Below are 22,858 nucleotides of genomic sequence, written 5' to 3'. Positions count from 1 at the left end.
CCCGGCCCCCCCCCCCCCCCCCCCCCGCCCCCGCCGGCGCCCACGCCCCAGCCGACGACCACGACCCAGCCGACGACCACCACCCAGCCGACGACGACGCTGGCCCCGAAGGTGACCACCACCGTCCCGACGACGGTCGCCCCGAAGCCGACGACCGTCGCCCCGACGACCGTCGCCCCGAAGCCGGTGCAGCCGCCCACGCAGACAGTGGCCCCGAAGCCGGTGACCCCGCAGCAACCGGTGACCCCGCAGCAGCCGGTGACGCCCAAGCCGCAGGTGCCGCCGGCCACCACGCCGCACCGCTGATCGCGGCCCAGCGCATGCCCGACGACGCGGTCACGGTGGTGCTGCCCTGCCTCAACGAGGAGGAGTCGCTGCCGGCGGTGCTGGCCGCCATCCCCGACGGGTATCGGCCGCTGGTGGTCGACAACAACAGCACCGACCAAACCGCCGCGGTGGCAACCCGTCTCGGCGCCCGGGTGGTCGCCGAGCCAAGGCCCGGCTACGGGTCGGCGGTGCACACCGGCTTGGTCGCCGCGACGACCCCGATCGTCGCGGTCATCGACGCCGATGGGTCCATGGACCCCGGCGACCTGCCCCGGCTGGTCGCCGCGCTCGAGAACGGCGCCGACCTGGTCACTGGGCGGCGCCGGCCGGTGCCCGGGCTGCACTGGCCGTGGGTCGCCCGGATCGGCACCGTGGTGATGAGCTGGCGGCTGCGCACCCGACACGGCCTGCCGGTGCACGACATCGCGCCGATGCGCGTCGCCCGGCGCCAGGCGCTGCTCGACCTCGGCGTCGCCGATCGGCGATCGGGCTACCCGTTGGAACTGCTCGTCCGGGCCGCCGCGGTCGGCTGGCGCGTCGTCGAACTCGACGTCAGCTACGGCCCGCGCACGGGCGGCAAGTCGAAGGTCAGCGGCTCGCTGCGGGGCAGCATCACCGCGATCCTGGACTTCTGGAAGGTCATCTCGTGACCGTCCTGCCGGTGACCATTCTGGTGGTCGCCAAGGCGCCGGAGCCGGGGCGGGCCAAGACCCGCCTGGCGGCGACGGTGGGTGACGGGGTGGCCGCCGACATCGCCGCCGCCGCGCTGCTGGACACTCTCGACGCCGTGGCCGCCGCGCCGGTCGCCGGGCGCGTGGTGGCGCTCACCGGCGATCTCGGCGCGGCGGCGGGTGCGGCCGAGATCCGGCGACGGCTCGAGTCGTTCACCGTGATCGCGCAGCGCGGTGACGACTTCGCCGACCGGCTCGCCAATGCCCACGCCGACTCGGCGGACGGCTACCCGGTCCTGCAAATCGGGATGGACACCCCCCAGGTCACCGCCGAGCTGCTGGCCGACTGCGCGCACCGCCTGCTCGACGCGCCGGCCGTCCTGGGGCTGGCCCACGACGGCGGCTGGTGGGTGCTCGGGGTCCGCGCGCCGAAGATGGCCGACTGCCTGCGCGGCGTGCCGATGTCTCGGCCGGACACCGGGGAGTTGACGTTGAAGGCGTTGCGCGACAACGGCATCGACGTGAGAGCGGTGCAGCGCCTGGCCGACATCGACGTCGTCGACGACGTCGCCGCGGTCCGCGACGCGTGCCCGGCCGGCAGTCGCTTCGCGCGGGTCACCCTCGCGGCCGGGCTCTAATGCGTGTGAATTCAGGGCTTTTCGTGTGAATCGTGGGCGGGAAAATCGCCGGAATCCCGCCACCAGTACACACGGAAAGCCCTCAGTTCACACGCAATCACCAGTTGGTGACGATGACGGTGTTCACCACCAGCGCGCCGACGGCGTTGACCGCCAGCCATAGCCGGTGTGAGCGCACCGGCAGCAGCGCGGGCGCCGCGATGAGCCAGACGGTGAACGGAAGCCAGATCCGTTCGACCTCGGCCTTGCTCAGCATGGAGAGGTCCGCGCAGGCGATGGCGGCCAGCATCGCGAGCAGCACCAGGTGCACGCCGGAGCGCCGACGGATGGCGGACCGGTCGAACAGCCGGGTGAGGCCGGCGACGCTGCCCAGTCCGATCGCGCACACCACGCTGGCCAGGTTGGCCCACACCCAATACTGGAACGGCCGATCCTTGGCGATGCCCTGCCAATAGCGTTGCTGCACAAGGGCATACCCGTCGAACCAGTAGAACCCCGCGACGGCGAACGCCACCGCCACCGCCAGCGCGGCCAGCGCCGCGGGGCCGAGAGCGCGCACCACCGCGCGCCAGTCGGTCGCCGAGACCAGCACCGCCAGCGCCGGCAGCCCCAGCAGCATCAGGCCGTAGCTCAGGAACACGCTCCACCCCAGCAGCAGGCCCGCGCCGGTGGCCACCAGCGCGGGGAACCGGACGGGGCGGCGCACCGCGACGGCCAACAGCGCCAGCCCCCACGCCGCGACCCCGGCGAAATATCCGTCGGCCGAGACCGCGACCCAGATCGCCGTCGGGGCGACCGCTACGAACGGCGCCGCCCGCCGCGCGGTCTGCTCGTCGGCCAGCGCGCGCACGGCGACGACGACGGCCGCCGCCGCGCTGGAGCCGGCCAGCAGGCACAGCAGCCCGGCCCACGCGCCGCCGTGCAACCCGATCCGGTCCAGCCACACGAATGTCAGGAGCGCGCCCGGCGGATGCCCCGACACGTGGGTCACCCAGGAATTGGGTTGGTAGTCGACGATCCGGCTGGAGAACGTGCGCACCGCCGCGGGGATGTCGGTGATGCCGGGCACCTGCGACAGGTACTCGTCCCTGGTGGTCAGCCGGCCGGCGAAGCCGCGTTGCCAGCCGTCGATCATCGCCAGCGCGAACGCCCACGCGCAAGCGGTGGCCCACGTGCCCAGCGTCAGCGCCCGCCACGAAAGCCGTTGCGCCACACGAGGACCCCACACCACGGCGGCCACCGCGATCAGGATGGCCGGCCCGGTTCCCCAGCTGGCGTGGATCTCCCACGCCCCGAAGATGGGCGTGGCCCCGGTGTGCGTGCCGAACCGCTCCTGGGCGACGTCCAGCCGCGGGCGGACGCCCAGGTGCAGGCGCGGCAGGATGAACGCCGCCGCCACCAGCACGGCCCCGACCGCAACGGCAACTGACTCCCGTCGCGCGACCTTCACGGTCGCCCAGCCTATTGGTCGATGCCGGAGAACCGGCGCACCAGCGCCGCCCGGTCCACCTTGCCGATCCCGCGGCGCGGCAGCGCGGCCACGACGTGCAGCTCGCGCGGCGCGGCCGTCGCGTCCAGGGAGCGCCCCACATGAGTCCGCAGCGCCTCGACCGTCGGCGCCTCGCAGCCCTCGCGCACCACGATCGCCGCGACGACCCGCTGCCCCAGCCGGTCGTCGGCCACACCGAACACCGCGCAGTCGCCGACGGCGGGGTGGCTGCTCAGCGCGGCCTCGACCGGCTGCGGCAGCACGGTCAGCCCGCCGGTGCTGATCGCGTCGTCGGCGCGGCCCAGCACGGTCAGCACCCCGGACCCGTCGATCGCGCCCAGGTCGTCGGTGTGAAACCAGCCCGGCTCGGCGAACGGGTCGGGGTCCACCGGGTTGCGATAACCCTTGGCCAGCGTCACGCCGCCGACGACGATGCGCCCGCCGGCCGATACCCGCAGCGCCACCCCGTCCAGCGGGACCCCGTCGTAGACGCAGCCCCCCGCGGTCTCGCTCATCCCATAGGTGCGCACCACCGCGATGCCCGCGGCCGCGGCCGCGTCCAGGATCGGCCGCGGGGCCGGTCCGCCGCCAAGTAGCACGGCGTCCAGTTCCGCGAGCGCGCCCGCGGCCAGCGGGTCGGCGAGCGCCTTGGCCAGCTGCGCGGCGACCAGCGACGTATACCGCCGGCCGGGCCCCAATCGCTTTACGGCAGAAGGTAATTCGGTCACGTCGAAGCCATGGGAGACGTCCATCTCGACGGGCGCGGCGCCGGCGAGCAGGCTGCGGATCAGCACCTGCACACCGGCGATGTGGTACGGCGGCAACGCCAGCAGCCACGCGCCGGGCCCGCCGAGGCGGTGGTGGGTGGCCGTCGCGCTGGCGGTTAAGGCCGCGGCGGTCAGCAGGGCGCCCTTGGGTGAACCGGTAGTGCCCGACGTCGTCACGACCAGGGCCACGTCGTCGTCGATGGGCTCACCGACTCGGAGCCCATGCGACACCCGGTCGTCGTCGGCCGGCAGCGCGACCAGCGCCGAATCGCGGCCGTCCAGAACCCGCTCGAGGGCGGGCATCAACAGCGGGGCGGCGGAGCCGGACGCGACGCGGAGCGCGCGCAGCAGAGCTATGCGGGGTCCCCCGCGGCGCCGGTGGGCTCGTCGAACGGCCAGCCATGGGCGGCCAACCGCGTTCGCACCCGCTCCACGTCCTCGTCGGACGGCAGCTCGTCGGTGATCTTGCTGATCGCCACACCGATGTCGATGTCGTCGAATTCGCCGTGCTCCATCAGGTCGCACGCCACCGCGAGGACCTCGTCGTTGCTCAACCGGCGGGTCAGCAGGGCGAGCACGGCGAAGGTGTCGGTCGGCGGGACGCCCTCGGGGTATCCCGCGCGCAACCACGAAACAATCGAACTCAGGAATCCGTTCACTGTGCCCTCACTCCGCGCGGGGATCGGCTGGTGGACGATTCGATCCTACTTGGGCTTGGCTCCCAAGAACGCCTGGCCCGTCTGGTGTGCGATGAAGTCGCGCGAGATGTAGAGCAGCGCGAACAGGATCACCGCAAGCACTATCGCGTAGATGACCCAGGCGATCCCCAGCAGCACCGGGTTCTTGTGCGGCGGGCTGCCGTCGGGGCTGACCTCTCCGCTCCCGACCGCCTGGAACCGCAGCCCGAGGGCGAACATCCCCGGCAGGAACGCCCCGGCCAGCATGCTGAAGATCAGGATCCGCAGGGAGGCCTGGTAGTTGAACCAGTCGCTGAGGTGGCTCATGAGGGGTTCCCTGCGCTCACGGTGTCGTCGTCGGACCCCACCTTGGCCCCCTTACCGGACGGCGGATGTTCGTCGCCTTCCAGGCCGGCGGTGAGGCTGCCTTCCCATTCGGCGTTGACGTTCTTGTGGTCGACCTTGACCCGCCGCGACCGGATGTAGATCAGTGTGGAGACCGCGACCAGCAGCCCGAAGCCGATGATGGCCCCGGGGTAGCCGCCGATGAGGTGGACGGTCCAGTAGGTGATCGCCCCGACCAAGCCGGCCAGCGGGAGCGTGATCAGCCACGCGGTCACCATCCGGCCGGCCACGCCCCAGCGCACCTCGCCGCCGGGCTTGCCCAGGCCGCTGCCCATCACCGAGCCGGTGCAGACCTGCGTGGTCGAGAGCGCGTAGCCGAAATGCGTGGAGAGCAGAATGACTGCGGCCGAGGAGGATTCGGCGGCCATGCCCTGCGGTGACTTGATCTCGACCAGGCCCTTGCCCAGGGTACGGATGATCCGCCAGCCACCCAGGTAGGTGCCTGCGGCCATCGCCAGGGCGCAACAGAGGATGACCCAGAACGGTGGCGACGACTCGGTCTTGCTGACCGCGCCGTACGACATCAGCGCCAGGAAGATGATGCCCATCGTCTTCTGTGCGTCACCCGTGCCGTGTGCCAGGGAGACCAGCGACGCCGACCCCCATTGGCCGTACCGGAAGCCGGCCTCGGTGCGCGAAGTGTCGAGGCCGCGGGTGACGCGGTAGACCAGCCAGGTCGCGATCGCCCCGACCAGGATGGCCAGGATCGCGGCGACGACGGCCGGGATCAGCACCTTGGACACCAGGCCCTTCCAGATCACCCCGTGCGAGCCGACGGCGGCGAGCGTCGCGCCGACGATGCCGCCGATCAGCGCGTGCGAGGAGCTGGACGGAATGCCGAGGAGCCAGGTGAGCAGGTTCCAGACGATGCCGCCGACCAAGCCGGCAAACACCAGTTCCAGCGTCACGATGTGCCCGTCGATCAGGCCCTTGGCGATCGTGGCAGCGACCGCGGTGGACATGAAAGCGCCCACCAGGTTCAGCACCGCCGACAGCGCGACAGCGGCCTTGGGCGCCAGCGCCCCACTGGCGATGGACGTTGCCATCGCGTTGCCGGTGTCGTGGAAGCCGTTGGTGAAATCGAAAGCGAGTGCCGTGATTACGACAATGATTAGGAGGAACAAATCGATGTTCACAGCGCCTGATTCTCGTAGTTGGAGGATTAAATTGTCGAATGCAGAGGTGGCCGAAACGCAGGTGTACCTCGACTTGTCTTCCGATGTTAGCCGTTAGTTAACCGAACGTTCCCCCTCAGTCGCCGCGGGTATCGCGGCGCAACGGATGATCCCCGGGTACCTCGACGAAGATCAGCGTGATGCCATCCGGATCGGTCACGTGCATCTCGTGCAAACCCCACGGTTCGTGCCGCGCCTCGCGGGCGATCGGCACCCCGCGGCTCTCCAGCTCGGCCTGCGTCGCCGCGACGTCGCGGACCTGGAGCCACAGCGCGCCCGGGAACGGGCCGCGGGAATGGTCCGGCGAACCGTATCCGGTCAGCTCCAGCAGGGACTGCCCCGCGAAAAACACCATCCCCGCGCCGTAGTCGCGGGCTATCGCCAGGCCGATCTCGTCGCGGTAGAAGGTCAGCGACCGCTGATAGTCCGCCGGCCGGAGCAGCATCCGGCTGGCCAGGATCTCCATAGCCTCGTGTCTATCACGTGCATCGGGCGCGCAGTGTTGCAACGCCCGGGCCGGCGAGGTCGTCGCAGGCCGCGGCGCGGCCCGTCGTGGCGAGCAACAGCGACAGCAGCGGGCCCTCGACGGGTTCCCCCTCGCCGTGTCGCCAGTCCTGGTCGGTCGCGGACAGCGCCAGCCCGGCGATGCGGTTTTTGGAGCCGATGAGCATGTTGGAGCCCTTGTAGAAGTCGATCACCTCGCGCACCGCTTCGGGCGGATAGGTGTGCGGGATGCCCAGCGGACGACGGACGTCCTCCCCATGCACCACGACCTCGCCCAGCCAGGAGGTCTTGGGTCCCGGCGGCGCGGAGGTGGAATTCTGCAGTCCCCGGAACTCCGCCAGGGTGTCGCTCGGGTCGGCGCCGCGGTGCTTGGCGATCTGATCGTTGGCGAACTTCTCGAAGTTGAACCCGGCCTTGGCCATGTTGAGGAGGAAGGTGGCCGGGTTCAACGAGGCCGTCGCCGACAGGTGCGCGACGATGTCGCGGACGGTCCAGCCCGCGCACAGCGACGGCGTATCCCATTGCGCCGGCGCCACTTCGGTGAGGTCGCCGGCTAGCGCGCCGCGTTCGGCGGCGATGGTGGCCCAGAGATCAGGCTTCACGGTTCGGCTGGATGCTCTGCCGCTGCATAAGGGTATTAACCCACCGGGGTCCGAAGGTGTCCAGCGCTTTGGCGGCGATCGCCATGCGCGGCGCGATCCGCACCGGCCGGGTGCGCGCCGCGGTGACCATCCACTCGGCGGCCTCCTGCGACGTCAGCGCGGGCATCCCGTCGTAGGCCTTGGTCGGCGCGATCATCGGCGTGGCGACCAGCGGGTAATACAACGTCGTGGAATGGACACCCCGTCGGCCCCACTCGGTTTCGACGACCCGGCTCACCGTCGACAGCGCGGCCTTGGAGGCGTTGTAGACCGAAAACAGCGGCGACGCCTCCGACAGCACACCCCACGTCGAGACGTTGATGATGTGGCCGTCACCGCGCTCGAGCATCCCGGGCGCGAACCCGCGAATCAGCCGCAACGGCGCGTAGTAGTTGAGCACCATGGTCCGCTCCACGTCGTGCCAGCGTTCCAGCGACTCGGCCAGCGGCCGGCGGATCGACCGGCCGGCGTTGTTGATCAGGATGTCGACGCCGCCGAGGCGCTTGTCGACGTCGGCCACCAGCGCGTCCACCGCATCCAGGTCCGAGACGTCGCAGGGGATCGGTATCGCGCTGCCGCCGGCCTTGGCGATGCGGTCCGCCAGCGCCTCGAGCAGGTCGCCGCGGCGCGCGACGACGACGACGGTCGCGCCGGCGTGGGCCAGCTGTTCGGCGCCGGCCTCGCCGATGCCCGACGACGCCCCGGTCAGCAGGATCCGCTTGCCGTCGAGGTCGACCGGCTTGATCGCGGGCCGGTTGACCAGTATCTGCGGGGACGCGGGCGGTCGCATGGTCGCCAGCACCAGCTGGTCTCGGAACCTGCTCAGGGGGCTCTTGCTCACGTGGGGAGTCTAGGTGGCGGCCCGAGGCCACCTAGAAGTAGCGCGGGAACGCGCTCCAGTCCGGCGGTCGCTTCTCCAGGAACGCGTCGCGGCCCTCCACGGCCTCATCGGTCATGTACGCCAGCCGGGTGGCCTCGCCGGCGAACAGCTGCTGGCCCACCAGCCCGTCGTCGAGCAGGTTGAACGCGAACTTCAGCATCCGTTGCGCCTGAGGGGATTTCGCGTTGATCTCGGCCGCCCACTGCACGCCCACCTTCTCCAGGTCGGCGTGATCCACGACCTCGTTGACCGCACCCATGTGGTGCATCTGCTCGGCCGTGTACGGCCGGCCCAGGAAGAAGACCTCGCGCGCGAACTTCTGGCCCACCTGACGGGCCAGGTACGCGCTGCCGTAACCGCCGTCGAAGCTGCCGACGTCGGCGTCGGTCTGCTTGAAGCGCGCGTGTTCGCGGCTGGCCAGGGTGAGGTCGCAGACCACGTGCAGGCTGTGCCCGCCCCCGGCGGCCCACCCGTTGACCAGGCAGATGACCACCTTGGGCATGAACCGGATGAGCCGCTGCACCTCGAGGATGTGCAACCGGCCGGCGCGGGCGGCGTCGACGGTGTCGGCGGTCTCCCCGCTCGCGTATTGATAGCCCGACCGGCCCCGGATGCGCTGATCGCCGCCGGAGCAGAACGCCCAGCCGCCGTCCTTGGGCGACGGGCCGTTGCCGGTCAGCAGCACCACGCCGACGTCGGGGGACATGCGGGCGTGATCCAGCGCCCGGTACAGCTCGTCGACGGTGTGGGGCCGGAACGCGTTGCGCACCTCGGGGCGGTCGAACGCCACCCGCACCGTGGCGTCGGTGACGTGGCGGTGATAGGTGATGTCGGTCAGGTCGCCGAATCCGTCGACGGGTCGCCAGGCCTGCGCGTCAAATGGGTTGTCACTCAAGGCTGTTGAACTCCGTCCTTGCTGATGGTGAGGTCGCCGCAGCTGATCGTCTGCGCCGAGACCACCGCCGGGTCCTGTGCGGACGTGGCCGCCACGGTGTCGGACTTTCCGATGGTAGCCAGCGTGCCGTTGAGATCGATCTCGGTGCGGCGCACCGTCCACTGGCCGTCTTGGTTCAGGGCCTGCAGCCCGACCAGGTGCCGGCCGGCCGAGGGTGGGCCGAGGTCGCTGCAGCCGATTCCGGTGCCGTTGTCGCGCAAGTTCTGCAGGTCGAACAGGAACGGCGCGCCCTGGTTGTCGGCGGCGGCCTGCAGTCGGCAGTCGGCGAACACGTAGAGGTAGGCGGCGCGGCCGTCGCTGACGATGACCTGGTGCTGCCCGTCTTGCTGTGCGTCGATCGCCAACGCGCTCAACGGGATTGGGCTGGCCGAGAGGACCTGGACGACGGAGTTCGCACCGCTCGCCGTGGTGACGCCGGCCATTCGGTTGGTGCGGCCGCCGTCGCGAAACTGCCCGACCCACAACGTGTCCGGCTGACCGTCCCAGTCGAGGTCGCTGACCTTGCGCGTGCCCGCGCCGGCCGGGGGAGGCGCGCCGCTGGGGGCGCAGCCCGCCGTCGCGAAAGACCGCGCGGGGGGCACGCTCAAGAGGGCCACCAGCAGCGTGACCACCAACAGCAGACGGCGCATCGCGACTACACCGGGTCCAGCCGGAACACCGCGCACCGGCCGGCCAGGGCTTCGAATTCGTCGGGACGACCGTCGTTCACCAGTCCCGCCCGCTTCATGAAGCCGACGCCCGTGGGCACCTCGGTCGGGAAGGCCCGCAGGATCGGGCGCGCGTCGTCGGGCGCCAACTCCACCATCCGCACGGTCTGGACGCGCCGCCCGCGGGCCACCGTCGCCTGGCCGTTGGCGCGCGCGTTGGCCACCCAATCAGCGCCCGGAAACCCGGCGACGACGAACTCTTTGCCGTCGACGGTCATCGGTGTCACCGGTGTCGACCGGTCACGTCCGGATTTGCGCCCCTTGACCGTCAACACGACGGGACTCTCGCCGCCGAAACTCATTCCCAGCCGCGACATCTGGATGAAGAGCTTGTTGGCCGGCTTCAGCCACCACGGCGGCCTTATTCGATCACTGGTGCCCACCCGTGACAGCGTAGTCATGGCCCGCGCGTGAGCCGATGGCGTCCAGGCGCGCCAGCGCGTCCGCGCCCAGCGTGACGTCGGCGGCGCCGACGTTCTCCTCGAGGTGCGCGATCGACCGCGTGCCCGGAATGAGCAGTGTGTTCGGCGCGTGGGCCAACAGCCAGGCCAGCCCGACTTGGGCTGGGGTGGCGCCGATTTCGTCTGCGACCTCGACCACTACTGCGTTGTCGGTGACCTTGGCGGCACCGGGGAACGCCGACCCGAGCGGGAAGTACGGCACCCATGCGATCCCCTCGGTAACGCAGAACTCGAGTGTTTCCTCCTGGGAGCGGTCGAGCAGGCTGTAGACGTTCTGCACGCAAGCAATGCCCGCGGGCGCCGCCTGCCGCACCACGTCGAGCGGCACGCTGCTGATGCCGATCGCGCCGATCTTGCCCTCGTCGCGCAGCGCGATCATCTCGGCGAGTTGGTCATCGAGGTCGACGTCCTGGTCGCCCTCGACGGCCGCGGAAGGCCCGAGGTCCATGCGCCGCAGGTTGACCACGGGAACGTGGTCCAGGCCGAGTTGGCGCAGGTCGTCCTCGACGGCGGCGCGCAACTCGGCGGGCCGCTGCGCCGCGGTCAGGGGCATGGGTTGTTCGCCGGTGTAGCGCGCGCCGACCTTGCTGACGATGACGAGGTCCTCGGGGTAGGGGGCCAGCGCCGCGCGGATCCGGCGGTTCACCTCGCCCGGGCCGTAGAACGACGCGGTGTCGATGTGGTTGACGCCGAGTTCGACGGCACGACGCAGCACCGCGGCCGCGTCGTCGTCCGACGTGTTCTCGAACAGTTGCATCGCGCCGTAGCCGATGCGGGCGACGGTGGGGAAGGCTGTCATGGTGCTCCCGTCTGACACACTGGAGAAATGCGGAGGATCCTCCGCTTATCCGAGCCTAGCAGAACCGGAGGAACCTCCGCTTTGGCCGAGTCGACCCGGTCCGACGCCCGCCGGAATCGCGACAAGCTGCTCCGGGTGGCGACGGAGGCGTTCGCGACCGCGGGCGGGCGGCCGGTGTCGCTCGAGTCGATCGCGCGCGACGCGGGCGTCGGGATCGGCACGCTCTACCGGCATTTCCCCAACAGGGAGGCCCTCGTCGAGGCGATTTACCGCGCCGAACTCGCGGAAGTGGCCGCGGCCGCCGAAGGCCTGCTCAAACAGCACCCGCCCGAGCAGGCCCTGCGGCGCTGGATGGACCGCTACGCGAGCTTCGTGGCCGCCAAGCGCGGGATGGCCGAGTCGTTGCACACGATCTTCGACTCCGGTGCCCTGCAGCCCAGTCAGACCCGCGACCGCATCGTCGGCGCCGTGGACGCGCTGTTGCGCGCCGGTGCCGACGACGGGACCCTGCGCTCCGACGTGCCGGCCGAGGACGTGGTGTCGAGCCTGCTCGGCATCTTCCTGGTCAGCGGTTCACCGGACCAGACGGCCCGCATGCTGGACCTGTTGGTGGCCGGCCTGACCGCCCGTTAGCCCAATCGACGAGTGTGCGGCCAGCCGCACGTTGGGGCGCGAATGTGCGGCCAGCCGCACGCTCGACCGGAGAACTAGCCCACCGCGCGGCCGGCGCCCTCCCAGAACTGCGCCCGCACGGCCTTCTTGTCCGGCTTGCCCAGCCCGGTCAACGGCAGCGCGTCGACGACCACCACCCGCTTGGGTGACTGCACCGAGCCCTTACGGTCCTTGACGGCGGCCTGGATCTCGGCGGTCATCGCGTCGATCGCGGCCTCGTCGGTCGCGGCGTCGGCGCGCAGCACCACCACGGCGGTGACGGCCTCGCCCCACTTTTCGTCGGGCGTGCCGACCACGCACACCTGCGCGACGGCCGGGTGCTCGGCGATCACGTCCTCGACCTCACGGGGAAACACGTTGAAGCCGCCGGTGACGATCATGTCCTTGACCCGGTCGACGATGAAGTAGAAGCCGTCCTCGTCCTCGCGGGCCATGTCGCCGGTGTGCAGCCAGCCGTCTTTGAACGTCTCCGCCGTCGCCTCCGGCAAATTCCAGTAGCCACCGGCCAAAAGCGGTCCACTGACACAGATTTCGCCCGGTTCACCCTGCGGCACCGGCTTGCCGTCGGTGCCCAGCAGCGCCACCCGTGCGAACAGCGTCGGACGCCCGCACGACGTCAGCCGCTTCTCGTCGTGGTCGGCCTTGGCCAGGTAGGTGATCACCATCGGGGCCTCGGACTGCCCGTAGTACTGGGCGAAAATCGGCCCGAACCGCCGGATCGCCTCGGCCAGGCGCACCGGGTTGATCGCCGAGGCGCCGTAGTAGACGGTCTGAAGCGACGACAGGTCGCGGGTGTGCGAATCGGGGTGGTCCATCAACGCGTAGAGCATCGACGGCACCAGCATCGTCGCCGTAATGCGTTGCTCTTCAATGACTTTGAGAACCTCGGCCGGGTCGAACTTGCTCAGCACCACCATCTCGCCGCCCTTGACCACCGTGGGCGTGAAGAACGCCGCACCGGCGTGCGACAGCGGCGTGCACATCAGGAACCGTGGGTGCTCGGGCCACTCCCACTCGGCGAGTTGGATCGCCGTCATGGCGGCGATGTTTCCGGTGGTCCCGATCACGCCCTTGGGCTTGCCGGTCGTCCCGCCGGTGTAGGTCAGGCCGCCGATGTTGTCCGGCGGCAGGTCGGCGACCACCAGCGGCTTGGGCTCGAACTTCGCCGCCTCGGCCGACAGATCGACGGCCACCCCGCTCAAAGCCTCGGGCACCGGGCCGATGGTCAGGATCTGCTTGAGCGACGGCACCTTCTCCAGCAGGCCCAGCGCGCGCTCGGTGAACATCGGGTTGGGGTCGATGATCAGCGAACTGACCCCGGCGTCGGACAGCACGTACGCGTGATCGTCGAGCGAGCCGAGCGGGTGCAGGGCGGTGCGCCGATAGCCCTGGGTCTGACTCGCGCCGAGGATCATCAGCACCTCGGGGCGGTTGAGCGACAACAGCCCGACGGTGACACCGGTGCCGGCGCCCAGCGCCTCGAACGCCTGCGTGTACTGGCTGATCCGCTCGGCCAACTGGCCACCCGTCAGCGTGGTGTCGCCGAGAAACAGCACGGGCCGGTTCTTGTGGCGCTTGAGCGCCCCCACCAAAAGGTGGCCGTTGTGGGTCGGGTTGCGCAACAGGTCGTTGTCACTCATACGGGCAAGACTAGAACGTGTTGCAATTCGGCTGGGCTGGACCCTCCGACCCGTAGCATTCGTGCTCATGGCCGTCGCAGACCTCGTCGTCACCGGGACCGTGCTGACCGTCGACGACGCGCAACCCACGGCCGAGGCGCTGGCCGTGGCCGACGGTCGGATCGTCTTCGTGGGCACCCGGGCGGAGGTCGAGCCGTTCATCGGCCCGGGCACCCGGACCGTCGACGTCGGTGGCGGTTGCGTCATGCCGGGATTCGTTGAGGCGCACGGCCATCCGCTGATGGAGGCCGTGGCGCTGTCGGACCGGATCGTCGACATCCGGCCGGTCACCGTCCCCAAGGCCGACGACGTCGTCGCCGCGATCCTCAGGGAGGCCGCCGCGCGGGGACCGGCCGGCGCATACCTAAACGGTTGGGATGCCCTGCTGCAGCCCGGACTCCCGCAGCCCACGTTGGCGTGGCTCGACGAGATCGCTCCCGACGGGCCGCTGGTGATCATTCACAATTCCGGGCACAAGGCCTTCTTCAATTCGCGCGCCGCCGAACTCGGCGGGCTGACGCGGGACACCCCGGACCCGAAGGGCGCCAAATACGGCCGCGACGCCGACGGGGAACTCGACGGCACCGCCGAGGAGATCGCTGCGGTGTTCCCGCTGCTGAACGGGGCCATCACGGCCGACAGCTACCCGGCGATGCTGCTCGCCGAGTGCGCCCGGCTCAACCGGGCCGGACTGACCACCTGTTCGGAGATGGCGTTCGACCCGAACTTCGGGCCGCTGGTCGCCCAGTTGCACGACCGTCTCACGGTCCGGCTGCGCACCTACGAGGTCTCCAACCCGCAGATGGCCACCGCCGCCACCCCCGGCCAGGGTGACGACATGCTGCGCCAGGTCGGCATCAAGATCTGGGTCGACGGATCGCCCTGGATCGGCAACATCGCGCTGTCGTTTCCCTACCTGGACACCGAGGCCACCCGCACCATCGGCATCCCGCCCGGATCGTGCGGCTGCGCCAACTACACCGCCGAGCAGCTGCGCGAGATCGTCGGCGCCTACTACCCGCTTGGCTGGCAGATGGCCTGCCACGTGCAGGGCGACGCCGGCGTCGACACCATCCTGGACGTCTACGAGGAGGCACTCACGCGCCATCCGCGCGACGACCACCGACTGCGCCTCGAGCACGTCGGCGCCATCCGGCCCGAACAACTCCGGCGCGCCGCCGACCTCGGCGTGACCTGCAGCATCTTCGTCGACCAGATCCACTACTGGGGCGACGTGATCGTCGACGGCCTGTTCGGCGAGGAGCGCGGATCCCGTTGGATGCCAGCGGGTTCCGCGGTGGCCACCGGCATGCGGATCTCGCTGCACAACGATCCACCGGTCACGCCCGAGGAGCCGCTGCGCAACATCAGCGTGGCCGCCACCCGCACGGCGCCCAGCGGTCGCGTGCTGGCGCCCGAGGAGCGGCTGACCGTCGAACAGGCGATCCGCGCGCAGACCATCGACGCCGCCTGGCAGCTGTTCGCCGACGACGTCATCGGCTCGCTGGAGGTCGGCAAGTACGCCGACATGGTGGTGCTGTCCGCGGACCCCCGAACCGTCCCGCCCGAGCGGATCGCCGACCTCGAGGTGCGCGCGGCGTATCTGGCGGGCCGCCAGGTCCACGGCCAGTGACACCCGACATCGACGACCTGCTGGACCGCCTGCACGTGGTGGCGCTGCCGATGCGGGTGCGCTTCCGCGGCATCACCACCCGCGAGGTCGCGCTGATCGAGGGCCCGGCCGGGTGGGGCGAGTTCGGCGCGTTCGTCGAGTACGAGCCGCCCGAGGCCGCGCACTGGCTGGCGGCGGCGAGCGAGGGCGCGTACCGGCCGCCGCCGCCGGTGCGGCGCGTCCGCATCCCGATCAACGCCACCGTGCCGGCCGTTCCCGCCGCCCGGGTGGGCGAGGTGCTGGCCCGGTTTCCCGGGGCCCGCACGGCCAAGGTGAAGGTCGCCGAGCCTGGGCAGACGCTGGCCGACGACGTCGACCGGGTCAACGCCGCCCGCGAACTGGTCGAGACCGTGCGGGCGGACGCCAACGGCGGCTGGAGCGTCGAGCAAGCCGCCGAGGCCGCGGCCGCGCTGACAGCCGACGGCCCGCTGGAATACCTCGAGCAGCCCTGCGCGACGGTCGGCGAACTCGCCGAACTGCGCCGGCGGATCGACGTGCCCATCGCGGCCGACGAAAGCATCCGCAAGGCCGACGACCCGCTGGCCGTGGTCCGCGCCGGCGCCGCCGACATCGCCGTGCTGAAAGTCGCCCCGCTGGGCGGGATTTCGGCACTGCTGACCATCGCCGCGCAGATTCATATCCCCGTCGTGGTCTCCAGCGCGCTGGATTCCGCGGTGGGCATCGGCCATGGCCTGACCGCCGCTGCCGCCCTGCCGGAACTCGGCCACGCCTGCGGGCTGGGCACCGGCGGGCTGTTCGTGGAGGACGTCGCGGACGTCGCCCCGCCCGTCGACGGCCACCTGCCGGTCCGGCCGGTCGCGCCGAACCCGGCGCGGCTGCGGGCGCTGGCCGCGCCACCCGAGCGGCGGCGGTGGTGGATCGACCGGGTCAGGGCCTGCCATCGGCTGCTTGTACCGTCGTCCGGATGATCAATCTGGCTTACGACGACCGCGGCTCCGGTGAGCCCGTCGTCTTCATCGCCGGCCGCGGGGGCGCCGGGCGTACCTGGCACCCGCATCAGGTCCCGGCGTTCCTGGCGGCCGGGTACCGCTGCATCACCTTCGACAATCGCGGGATCGGCGACACGGAAAACGCCGAGGGATTCACGACGCAGACCATGGTCGCCGACACTGCGGCGCTGATCGAATCGCTGGGCGCCGCCCCGGCGCGGGTCGTCGGGGTGTCCATGGGGGCGTTCATCGCGCAGGAACTCATGGTGGCGCGGCCCGAGTTGGTCAGCTCGGCGGTGCTGATGGCCACCCGCGGCCGCCTGGACCGCGCGCGCCAGTTCTTCCACGAGGCCGAGGTCGAGCTGCACGCCTCCGGAGTCACGGTGCCGCCCCTGCTCGATGCGAGAAACCGTCTGCTGGAAAGCTTTTCGCGCAAGACGCTCAACGACGACGCCGCCGTCGACGACTGGATCGCGATGTTTTGCACCTGGCCGGTTAAGCAGACCCCGGGACTGCGCACCCAGATGTACGTCTCCCCGCAGACCAACCGGCTGGCGGCCTACCGCAGCATCGCCGCGCCGGTGCTGGTGATGGGCTTCGCCGACGACATCGTGACGCCGGCCTACCTGGGACGCGAGGTCGCCGACGCCATGCCCAACGGGCGCTACCTGCAGATACCCGACGCCGGGCACCTGGGGTTCTTGGAGCGGCCGCAGGCCGTCAACACCGCGGCGCTGCAGTTCTTCGCCAGCGTGCGGGTCTGAGCCCGCCCCGCCGGTTGTGACACGCTGTAGGAGTGAACCCCTCGACGACACAGGCCCGCGTCGTCGTTGACGAGCTGATCCGCGGCGGCGTCCGCGACGTGGTGCTGTGCCCCGGGTCGCGCAACGCGCCGCTGGCGTTCGCGCTGCAGGACGCCGACCGGTCCGGCCGGCTGCGGCTGCACGTCCGCATCGACGAGCGCACCGCCGGTTACCTGGCCATCGGGCTGGCGATCGCCGCCGGTGCGCCGGTGTGCGTCGCGATGACGTCGGGCACCGCCGTGGCCAACCTGGGCCCCGCGGTGGTCGAGGCCAACTACGCTCGAGTGCCCCTGATCGTGCTGTCGGCCAACCGGCCCTACGAACTGCTGGGCACCGGCGCCAACCAGACCATGGAACAGCTGGGCTACTTCGGCACCCAGGTCCGCGCCGCCATCAGCCTGGGCCTGGCTGAGGACGGCCCCGAGCGGATGGACTCGCTCAACGCCACCTGGCGATCGGCCACCTGCCGAGTGTTGGCCGCCGCCACCGGATCTCGCACCGCCAACGCCGGCCCCGTGCAGTTCGACATCCCGCTGCGCGAGCCGTTGGTGCCCGATCCCGAACCGCACGGCGTCGCGGTCCCGCAGGGCCGGCCAGGCGGCAAGCCCTGGACCTACACGCCGCCCGTCACGTTCGACCAGCCGCTGGAGATCGACCTGTCGCCCGACACGGTCGTCATCGCCGGACACGGCGCGGGCACGCACCCCAACCTCGAGCAGTTGCCCACCGTCGCCGAGCCGACTTCATTTTCTGGCCGGCGCCCGCCTAACCCCCTGCACCCGCTGACGCTGCCGCTGCTGCGCCCGAAGCAGGTGATCATGCTGGGGCGCCCGACGCTGCACCGGCCGGTGTCCGCGCTGCTCGCCGACCCGCAGGTGCCGGTCTACGCGCTGACCACCGGGCCCCGCTGGCCCGACGTGTCGGGCAACTCCCAGGCCACCGGCACCCGGGCCGTCACCACCGGCACGCCGCACCCGGCGTGGCTGCACCGCTGCGCGGAGCTGAACCGGCACGCCAACCGGGCCGTCCGTGACCAACTCGAGGCACACCCCCTGACGACCGGGCTGCACGTCGCCGCGGCCGTGGCCGACGCGCTGCGCCCGGGTGACCAGCTGGTGCTCGGCGCGTCCAACCCGGTCCGCGACGCGGCGCTGGTGGGGCTCGACACCCACGAAATAAAGGTGCGGTCCAACCGCGGCGTCGCCGGCATCGACGGCACCGTGTCGACCGCCATCGGGGCCGCTTTAGCGCACGAGGGACGCACCGTGGCGTTGATCGGCGACCTGACCTTCGTGCACGACAGCTCCGGCCTGTTGATCGGCCCCACCGAGCCGACGCCGCAGCGGCTGACGATCGTGGTGTCCAACGACAACGGCGGCGGCATCTTCGAGCTGCTCGAGCAGGGCGACCCGAGGTTCTCCGACGTGTCCTCGCGGATCTTCGGCACGCCGCACGACGTCGACGTCGGCGCGCTGTGCCGGGCCTACCACGTCGAGAGCCGCCAGATCGAGGTCGACCAGCTCGCCGCGGCCCTCGACGACCCGGCGGCGGGCATGCGGGTGCTGGAGGTCAAGGCGGACCGCTCGTCGCTGCGGCAACTGCACGCCGCCATCAAGGCCGCTTTATGAAATTTCGAACACCGTGATCAGACCAAAAGCGTTGCTGCACATACTTCTTCATGGGCGCAGCGACCACCCGCCGAAGACGCGGGCCAGGATTGCGTTGCGGTGGTTGCGGATTGCGGTGTTGATAGTGACCGGCCTGGTGACGCTGCAGTCGGTGCTGCTGGTCGCAGGGGCATGGCGCGACGATCTCGCGATTCGGCACCACATGGGGGTGGCGCAGGCGGAGGTGCTCAGCGCCGGGCCGCGGCGCTCCACCATCGAATTCGTCACACCCGATCGCGTCACCTACCGGCCCGAGCTCGGTGTGCTGTATCCGTCCGAATTGGCGACGGGCATGCGGATCTACGTCGAATACAACAAGAACGACCCGAACCTGGTTCGGGTGCAGCACCGCAACGCCGGGCTGGCGATCATTCCCGCGGGATCCATCGCGGTGGTGGCCTGGCTGGTGGCCGCGGCCGCCCTGACTGGCCTTGCGCTGCTGGACAGGTGGCTGGACCGCCGCGCCGCCGCATCCGACCAGCAAATTTCGCACGACGTATTCCCGCAGGCAACCTAATCGACAGGCGACGCTGAGACCGTGGTGTCGTGCGCGTTGCAATCGTCGCCGAGTCCTTCCTCCCCAATGTCAACGGTGTCAGTAACTCAGTGCTGCGTGTTCTCGAGCACCTGCGTCGCACCGGCCACGAAGCCCTCGTCATCGCCCCCGACAACCCGCCGGGGCAGCCGCGGGCGGACCGCATTCACGACGGCATCCGGGTGCATCGGGTGCCGTCGCGAATGTTCCCTAAGGTGACCACCTTGCCGCTGGGGGTGCCGATGCCCCGAATGGTGAGCGTGCTACGGGGATTCGATCCCGACGTGGTGCACCTGGCGTCGCCGGCGCTGCTCGGTTACGGCGGGGTGAAGGCGGCCCGCTGGCTGGGGGTGCCGACTGTCGCGGTGTACCAGACGGACGTCCCCGGTTTCGCGGCGAGCTACGGCATTCCGATGACGACGCGCGCGGCGTGGGCGTGGTTTCGCCACCTGCACAGCCTGGCCGACCGCACGCTGGCACCGTCCAGCGTCACGATGGAATCGCTTGTCGCCCACCGGTTCCCGCGCGTGCACCGGTGGGCGCGCGGGGTCGACGTGCTGCGGTTCGCGCCGTCGGGTCGCGACGAGGCGCTGCGGCGGCGGTGGTCGCCGGCCGGCAAGCCCATCGTCGGGTTCGTGGGCCGGCTCGCCCCGGAGAAGCATGTCGAGCGGCTGGTCGCGCTGAACGCCAACGATTCCGTTCAGGTCGTCATCGTCGGCGACGGGGTCGACCAGGCGAAGCTGCAATCCGCCATGCCCACAGCGGTTTTCACCGGCGCGCTGTACGGCGAGGAACTCGCCACCGCGTACGCCAGCATGGACGTCTTCGTGCATCCCGGTGAGCACGAGACGTTTTGCCAAGTCGTGCAGGAGGCGATGGCGTCGGGGCTGCCGGTGATCGCCCCCGACGCCGGGGGTCCGCGCGACCTGGTCGCCCCCTACCGCACCGGTCTGTTGTTGCCCGTCAACGAGTTCGAGGCGCGGCTACCCGCCGCGGTCGAGCACCTGCTCGCCGAACGACACCGCTACGCACCGGCCGCGCGGCGCAGCGTGCTCGGGCGCAGCTGGCCGGTCATCTGCGACGAGCTGCTCGGCCACTATGAGGCGGTGCTGTCGCCCTTCGCCCGGCGGCGGGCGTTCGCGAGCCGCTACGCGCAAGGGCAGTGAGCTAGCCCTGAGCCAGCTCCGCGACGTCCTGCCACTGCTCCCAGTTGCGTAGCCGGCTCTCGTAGTCGGCCTTCGCCGTTTGTAGCGGGCTGGCGCCGAAGAACACCCGCAGTGGCGGCTCGTCGGCGTCCACCACCTTCAGCAGCGCGGCCGCCGAGGCCGAAGGGTCGCCCGGGCTGGCCCACCGCTTGCTGCGCTCGGCCTCGACGGCGGCGCGAACCTCGTCGTAAGCGGGCAGGGGCTCGGAGTGCTTGGCCGACGCGCCCGCCCAGTCGGTGTCGAATCCGCCCGGTTCGATGAGCGTGACGTGGATGCCGAACGGCGCGACCTCCTGCGCCAGCGCCTGCGAGAAGCCCTCCAGGGCCCACTTGGACGCGTGGTAGATGCCGACCAAAGGGAACGCGGTGATGCCGCCGATCGAGGACACCTGGATGATGTGCCCGCTGCGCTGCTCGCGCAGGTACGGCAGCGCGGCCTGGGTGACCCACAGCGCGCCGAACACGTTGGTCTCGATCTGCTCGCGCGCGTCTCGCTCGGACAGCTCCTCGATGAAGCCGAAGTGGCCGTAGCCGGCGTTGTTCACGACGATGTCCAGGCGCCCGAAGTGATCGTGCGCCCGCTTGACTGCCGCGAAGTCCCCGTCGCGATCCGTGACGTCCAACTGAATCGGCAGCAGCGCGTCGCCGTACTTGTCGACCAGGTCGTCCAGCGCCGCGATGTTGCGTGCCGTCGCGGCGACCTTGTCACCGCGCTCCAGCGAGGCGATCGCCCAGTCTCGTCCGAAGCCTCGCGATGTACCGGTGATAAACCAAACTTTTTCGCTCACGCAGCCCTATAACGCGTTCGGCGGCGTCCCATTCCCGTGTGGGATCAGTTAGGCCTGGATCGGGGTCTTGGTCGTGTCCTCGAGGAACTTCGTCAACAGCCGGTCGAACTGTGCCAGCTCGTCCGCCGACCAGCCCGAAAGCGCCCGGGCCAGGTGTTCGCGTCGCACCTCGTGCAGCGATCCCGCGGCGCGTTCGCCGTCTGGCGTCGTCGCGATCACCGAGACGCGTCCGTCCCCCGGATCCGCGCGGCGCGTCACGAGTCCCGCGTCGGCCAGCGCCCGCACCCGGCGGGTGGCCATCCCGACGTCCATGTGCGCCATGGTCGCCAGGCGCCCGATCGGCAGGGGTCCCTCGTCGATCAACACGCGAAGCAGCATGTACGACGGCTGGGACAGCTCGGTGTCCGCCGCCGACGCCTGCCGGGCGAACGCCGAACGACTCACGCTGAGCCGCACGACCCGCGACAGCGCGGCGCTGATGGAATCCACGGAGTCCCGCCTCGGCGCATGCGTCACAGCAGTCACCGTATCAAAGATATACTTGACAATGTCAAATATATGTCGATAGCCTGCCCAAATCAGCTTGCGCTGAGGAGGTTTCATGCTTGGCACGCGGTTCTACTTCGACTGGTCCAACTACCGGACGATGCTTCGGCTGTTGCGCCGCGACCCGCCCGCGTCGAAGCGCTGGTCGCGCTACGTCGGATTCCTGGTCGGTGTTCCGCTCGTCGCGGCGATGCACGCCGTGTGCTTCGCCCTCGACCCGATCCTGTTTCCGTCGCTGCGCCGCACGCGGGTGACCGGGCCGACGTTTTGCATCGGGCACGCCCGAAGCGGCACCACCTACCTGCATCGGCTGATGGCCGCGGACCCCCAGTTCAGCTACGCCCTGATGTACGAGCTGTTCTTCCCGTCGCTGTTGGAGAAGCGGTTGCTGCGCCTGCTGTTTCGGGTCGACGCCGCGGTGTTCGGAAACCGCCTGCGCCGCCGCCTCGACGAGATCGAGGAGCAGAGGTTCGCTGCGACCGACGACATGCACAAGACGGGGTTCTTCGTCCCCGAAGAGGACGACTTCTTCCTCACCTGGTCGCTGTGTTCGGGTTTCTGGATCGTGATATTCCCGTTCATGGGCGAGCTCGACTTCTATCACGTCGACCAATGGCCCGAACGCAAGCGGCGCCGGGTGATGGACTTCTACTCCGAATGCGTTCGGCGACAGATCGCGCTCAACGGCGGCGGGACGCACCTCAGCAAGAACCCCACCTTCTGCGGGCGCGTCGAATCGCTGATCGAGACCTTCCCCGACGCGAGATTCGTTGTGCCCATGCGTAATCCCGACGAGACGATCCCGAGCCTGCTCAAGATGCTGAAGACCGAATGGGGCCTGCGCGGGCGCGACGAGCGCTTGATCGCAAAGTCGCTGCGCGTGTTGGCCGATCAATCGTTCGACACCTACCAACGCCCACTTGACGTTCTGGCCCGGCATCCGGAGGTTCGCTCGGTCGTCGTCGACTATCGCGAGCTGATCGCCCAACCCGAGGCCACCATGCACCGCATCTACCGGGAACTGGAGCTCGACCTTGGGCCCGAGGCCGCCAAGGCATTCCGGTCGGCGGTGGCGCGTGCAGCTCTTCGGAGTCGACGGCGTCGCGGGCCCGGTTGAGGGCGTCGATCATGTCCGCCCAGGCCGCCCGGAGTTCGGCCCGGGTTGATTCAGTGGACATTCGCGTCCTCTCCTTCGGTGTCCCAGTGGTATTCGTCGAACAGGGCGGCCAGGCGGGTGTGGATCTCG

26 protein-coding genes are annotated in these 22,858 nt (G+C 70.2%); 10 read left to right on the top strand and 16 right to left on the bottom strand.

From position 1 onward, the window contains the following. Positions 1-290: hypothetical protein (locus A9X00_RS15785; RefSeq protein ID WP_197515184.1), on the bottom strand; the 290-nt coding region annotated here is incomplete at its 3' end. A gap of 30 nt (positions 291-320) precedes the next feature. Between A9X00_RS15785 and A9X00_RS15780 the strand changes: the two genes are divergently transcribed. After that, positions 321-977 carry a glycosyltransferase family 2 protein gene (locus A9X00_RS15780; protein WP_067155043.1) on the top strand — a complete coding sequence of 219 codons (657 nt, stop codon included), beginning with the start codon at positions 321-323 and terminating at the stop codon, positions 975-977. Continuing rightward, positions 974-1,636 carry a DUF2064 domain-containing protein gene (locus tag A9X00_RS15775; RefSeq protein WP_067155040.1) on the top strand — a complete coding sequence of 221 codons (663 nt, stop codon included), beginning with the start codon at positions 974-976 and terminating at the stop codon, positions 1,634-1,636. Before A9X00_RS15780 ends, A9X00_RS15775 begins: the two co-directional genes overlap by 4 nt. A gap of 97 nt (positions 1,637-1,733) precedes the next feature. On the opposite strand, the gene A9X00_RS15770 is transcribed toward A9X00_RS15775, so the two are convergent. The 12 genes from A9X00_RS15770 to A9X00_RS15715 form a co-directional block, all read right to left on the bottom strand. Further along, entirely contained in the window at positions 1,734-3,086 is a 1,353-nt protein-coding gene (locus tag A9X00_RS15770) for a hypothetical protein (protein WP_067155037.1), read from the bottom strand. A gap of 11 nt (positions 3,087-3,097) precedes the next feature. Then, the gene (gene menE / locus A9X00_RS15765; protein ID WP_067155034.1) at positions 3,098-4,195 is read right to left on the bottom strand and encodes an o-succinylbenzoate--CoA ligase; all 1,098 of its coding nucleotides are present in this window, start codon (positions 4,193-4,195) and stop codon (positions 3,098-3,100) included. Between the two features lie 50 nt (positions 4,196-4,245). Continuing rightward, complete coding sequence (locus A9X00_RS15760) at positions 4,246-4,551, bottom strand: DUF3349 domain-containing protein (RefSeq protein WP_067155031.1); 306 nt, start codon at positions 4,549-4,551, stop codon at positions 4,246-4,248. Between the two features lie 45 nt (positions 4,552-4,596). After that, complete coding sequence (locus A9X00_RS15755; RefSeq protein WP_067155028.1) at positions 4,597-4,896, bottom strand: hypothetical protein; 300 nt, start codon at positions 4,894-4,896, stop codon at positions 4,597-4,599. Continuing rightward, the gene (locus A9X00_RS15750) at positions 4,893-6,110 is read right to left on the bottom strand and encodes an inorganic phosphate transporter (RefSeq protein WP_067155025.1); all 1,218 of its coding nucleotides are present in this window, start codon (positions 6,108-6,110) and stop codon (positions 4,893-4,895) included. The genes A9X00_RS15755 and A9X00_RS15750 overlap by 4 nt, the downstream gene beginning before the upstream one ends. 115 nt (positions 6,111-6,225) lie before the next feature. Further along, entirely contained in the window at positions 6,226-6,615 is a 390-nt protein-coding gene (locus A9X00_RS15745) for a VOC family protein (protein WP_067155022.1), read from the bottom strand. Between the two features lie 13 nt (positions 6,616-6,628). Continuing rightward, complete coding sequence (locus tag A9X00_RS15740; protein ID WP_067155019.1) at positions 6,629-7,255, bottom strand: maleylpyruvate isomerase family mycothiol-dependent enzyme; 627 nt, start codon at positions 7,253-7,255, stop codon at positions 6,629-6,631. Continuing rightward, positions 7,245-8,135, bottom strand: coding sequence for an SDR family oxidoreductase (locus A9X00_RS15735; RefSeq protein ID WP_067155016.1), 891 nt, complete (start codon positions 8,133-8,135; stop codon positions 7,245-7,247). The genes A9X00_RS15740 and A9X00_RS15735 overlap by 11 nt, the downstream gene beginning before the upstream one ends. Before the next feature lie 31 nt (positions 8,136-8,166). Further along, the gene (locus A9X00_RS15730; RefSeq protein WP_067155013.1) at positions 8,167-9,069 is read right to left on the bottom strand and encodes a 1,4-dihydroxy-2-naphthoyl-CoA synthase; all 903 of its coding nucleotides are present in this window, start codon (positions 9,067-9,069) and stop codon (positions 8,167-8,169) included. Then, complete coding sequence (locus A9X00_RS15725) at positions 9,066-9,758, bottom strand: hypothetical protein (RefSeq protein ID WP_067155010.1); 693 nt, start codon at positions 9,756-9,758, stop codon at positions 9,066-9,068. Before A9X00_RS15725 ends, A9X00_RS15730 begins: the two co-directional genes overlap by 4 nt. Positions 9,759-9,763: 5 nt before the next feature. Further along, positions 9,764-10,219, bottom strand: coding sequence for a nitroreductase family deazaflavin-dependent oxidoreductase (locus tag A9X00_RS15720; RefSeq protein ID WP_156772114.1), 456 nt, complete (start codon positions 10,217-10,219; stop codon positions 9,764-9,766). Next, positions 10,206-11,096, bottom strand: coding sequence for an aldo/keto reductase (locus A9X00_RS15715; protein ID WP_067155004.1), 891 nt, complete (start codon positions 11,094-11,096; stop codon positions 10,206-10,208). Before A9X00_RS15715 ends, A9X00_RS15720 begins: the two co-directional genes overlap by 14 nt. A gap of 81 nt (positions 11,097-11,177) precedes the next feature. Here A9X00_RS15715 and A9X00_RS15710 point away from each other — a divergent pair, with 81 nt between their 5' ends. Next, positions 11,178-11,729 carry a TetR/AcrR family transcriptional regulator gene (locus tag A9X00_RS15710; RefSeq protein ID WP_067155000.1) on the top strand — a complete coding sequence of 184 codons (552 nt, stop codon included), beginning with the start codon at positions 11,178-11,180 and terminating at the stop codon, positions 11,727-11,729. Positions 11,730-11,803: 74 nt separating this feature from the next. Here A9X00_RS15710 and fadD8 read toward each other — a convergent pair whose 3' ends face one another. Continuing rightward, positions 11,804-13,408 carry a fatty-acid--CoA ligase FadD8 gene (gene fadD8, locus A9X00_RS15705; RefSeq protein WP_067154997.1) on the bottom strand — a complete coding sequence of 535 codons (1,605 nt, stop codon included), beginning with the start codon at positions 13,406-13,408 and terminating at the stop codon, positions 11,804-11,806. A gap of 67 nt (positions 13,409-13,475) precedes the next feature. Here fadD8 and A9X00_RS15700 point away from each other — a divergent pair, with 67 nt between their 5' ends. Genes A9X00_RS15700 through A9X00_RS15675 form a run of 6 tightly spaced genes read left to right on the top strand, consistent with a single transcriptional unit; the run spans position 13,476 to position 20,240 of the window. Further along, a complete protein-coding gene (locus A9X00_RS15700) occupies positions 13,476-15,080 on the top strand; it encodes an amidohydrolase (RefSeq protein WP_067155045.1) in 1,605 nt (534 codons plus the stop codon). After that, positions 15,077-16,048: an o-succinylbenzoate synthase gene (locus tag A9X00_RS15695; protein ID WP_067154993.1), complete on the top strand. Its 972-nt coding sequence runs from the start codon at positions 15,077-15,079 to the stop codon at positions 16,046-16,048. The genes A9X00_RS15700 and A9X00_RS15695 overlap by 4 nt, the downstream gene beginning before the upstream one ends. After that, positions 16,045-16,833 (top strand): alpha/beta fold hydrolase, encoded by a 789-nt coding sequence (locus A9X00_RS15690; protein WP_067154991.1) that lies wholly within the window; start codon positions 16,045-16,047, stop codon positions 16,831-16,833. The genes A9X00_RS15695 and A9X00_RS15690 overlap by 4 nt, the downstream gene beginning before the upstream one ends. 32 nt (positions 16,834-16,865) lie before the next feature. Next, the gene (gene menD, locus A9X00_RS15685; protein WP_067154988.1) at positions 16,866-18,500 is read left to right on the top strand and encodes a 2-succinyl-5-enolpyruvyl-6-hydroxy-3-cyclohexene-1-carboxylic-acid synthase; all 1,635 of its coding nucleotides are present in this window, start codon (positions 16,866-16,868) and stop codon (positions 18,498-18,500) included. Positions 18,501-18,513: 13 nt separating this feature from the next. Then, positions 18,514-19,056 (top strand): DUF3592 domain-containing protein, encoded by a 543-nt coding sequence (locus A9X00_RS15680; RefSeq protein ID WP_082975320.1) that lies wholly within the window; start codon positions 18,514-18,516, stop codon positions 19,054-19,056. A 29-nt stretch (positions 19,057-19,085) separates the two neighbouring features. Further along, a complete protein-coding gene (locus A9X00_RS15675) occupies positions 19,086-20,240 on the top strand; it encodes a glycosyltransferase family 1 protein (protein WP_067154983.1) in 1,155 nt (384 codons plus the stop codon). Between the two features lies 1 nt (position 20,241). On the opposite strand, the gene A9X00_RS15670 is transcribed toward A9X00_RS15675, so the two are convergent. Together A9X00_RS15670 and A9X00_RS15665 are read right to left on the bottom strand one after the other, a co-directional pair. Further along, positions 20,242-21,066: an SDR family oxidoreductase gene (locus tag A9X00_RS15670; protein WP_067154980.1), complete on the bottom strand. Its 825-nt coding sequence runs from the start codon at positions 21,064-21,066 to the stop codon at positions 20,242-20,244. 48 nt (positions 21,067-21,114) lie between these two features. Beyond that, a complete protein-coding gene (locus tag A9X00_RS15665; protein WP_232006834.1) occupies positions 21,115-21,555 on the bottom strand; it encodes a MarR family winged helix-turn-helix transcriptional regulator in 441 nt (146 codons plus the stop codon). Between the two features lie 112 nt (positions 21,556-21,667). Between A9X00_RS15665 and A9X00_RS15660 the strand changes: the two genes are divergently transcribed. Continuing rightward, positions 21,668-22,729, top strand: coding sequence for a sulfotransferase (locus A9X00_RS15660; protein ID WP_082975318.1), 1,062 nt, complete (start codon positions 21,668-21,670; stop codon positions 22,727-22,729). Positions 22,730-22,858 lie beyond the last annotated feature (129 nt).

The organism is Mycobacterium sp. 1245805.9, from assembly GCF_001672915.1.
In the GTDB taxonomy this organism is placed as follows: Bacteria; Actinomycetota; Actinomycetes; order Mycobacteriales; family Mycobacteriaceae; genus Mycobacterium.
This window is presented reverse-complemented; position numbering and strand designations above follow the sequence as displayed.

Coding starts and splice junctions, on each gene's coding strand:
- A9X00_RS15780 (WP_067155043.1), top strand. CDS start 321: ATGCCCGACGACGCGGTCACGGTGGTGCTGCCCTGCCTCAACGAGGAG.
- menE (WP_067155034.1), bottom strand. CDS start 4,195: ATGCCCGCCCTCGAGCGGGTTCTGGACGGCCGCGATTCGGCGCTGGTC.
- A9X00_RS15755 (WP_067155028.1), bottom strand. CDS start 4,896: ATGAGCCACCTCAGCGACTGGTTCAACTACCAGGCCTCCCTGCGGATC.
- A9X00_RS15745 (WP_067155022.1), bottom strand. CDS start 6,615: ATGGAGATCCTGGCCAGCCGGATGCTGCTCCGGCCGGCGGACTATCAG.
- A9X00_RS15725 (WP_067155010.1), bottom strand. CDS start 9,758: ATGCGCCGTCTGCTGTTGGTGGTCACGCTGCTGGTGGCCCTCTTGAGC.
- A9X00_RS15715 (WP_067155004.1), bottom strand. CDS start 11,096: ATGACAGCCTTCCCCACCGTCGCCCGCATCGGCTACGGCGCGATGCAA.
- fadD8 (WP_067154997.1), bottom strand. CDS start 13,408: ATGAGTGACAACGACCTGTTGCGCAACCCGACCCACAACGGCCACCTT.
- A9X00_RS15700 (WP_067155045.1), top strand. CDS start 13,476: ATGGCCGTCGCAGACCTCGTCGTCACCGGGACCGTGCTGACCGTCGAC.
- A9X00_RS15690 (WP_067154991.1), top strand. CDS start 16,045: ATGATCAATCTGGCTTACGACGACCGCGGCTCCGGTGAGCCCGTCGTC.
- A9X00_RS15660 (WP_082975318.1), top strand. CDS start 21,668: ATGCTTGGCACGCGGTTCTACTTCGACTGGTCCAACTACCGGACGATG.